Annotated in this window: 1 pseudogene; it reads left to right on the top strand. The window is 31.3% G+C overall.

The features are described from left to right. Positions 1 to 40 precede the first annotated feature (40 nt). A pseudogene (locus IHO13_RS05550) lies at positions 41 to 774 on the top strand (Rpn family recombination-promoting nuclease/putative transposase); the annotation flags it as partial.

Here is a 774-nt window from a genome sequence, read left to right as displayed (position 1 = left end):
AATAGTGTACAATTTTCAATGCTTTTTAAGTTAATTTCTCATAGCTTTTTCAAAGTTTCTTGGCCCAAAATTAGGTTTAACATTTAAAAGGATTTTTGGCACTGAAAAAAAATAAGAACATTCTTATCCATTTTTTGAATGATATTCTGGGTGTACTGAAGTTAATACTGTACAAGAAATAGAATTTATCAGCAGCATTTTGAACTCCGAAATTGCCTCTGAGAGAAAAGTGTAGTTGATGTTCTTTGTCAGGATTCTGTTGACAACAGATTTGTGGTTGAAATGCAGCTCACTCTTGATAAAGGTTTTGAAAAACGTGCTCAATATCATGCTGCCAAAGTTTACTCAAGACAAGTTGGTAAGTATGTTAATTTACAGAAGATCTTCTTTATTGCGATTTCAAATTGTGTTTTATTTCCTGATAAGTCCAATTATATATCCAGCCATACTATAAGAGATGATGGGACTAACGAGCATGACTTACGAGATTTTCAATTTGTGTTTATTGAACTACCAAAATTTCCTAAAAATAAAGTAGAGCAACTAGCAAGCATAGTAGAACGCTGGTGTTTTTTTTCAAGCATGCAGAAGAAACCACTGAAAAAGATCTAAAGAAAATTGCAAGAGAAGTGCCAATAATAAAAAGAGCATATGATAAATTAGACAGGTTTAACTGGAATGAAAAAGATCTAACTGTATATGAAGAAAGAATAATGGATCTATACAAAGAGGAAGCTATTTTTGAATACAAACTTGAAGAAGGTATAAAGAAAG

This window comes from Wolbachia endosymbiont of Mansonella perstans, assembly GCF_020278605.1.
Classification (GTDB): domain Bacteria; phylum Pseudomonadota; class Alphaproteobacteria; order Rickettsiales; family Anaplasmataceae; genus Wolbachia.
This window is presented reverse-complemented; position numbering and strand designations above follow the sequence as displayed.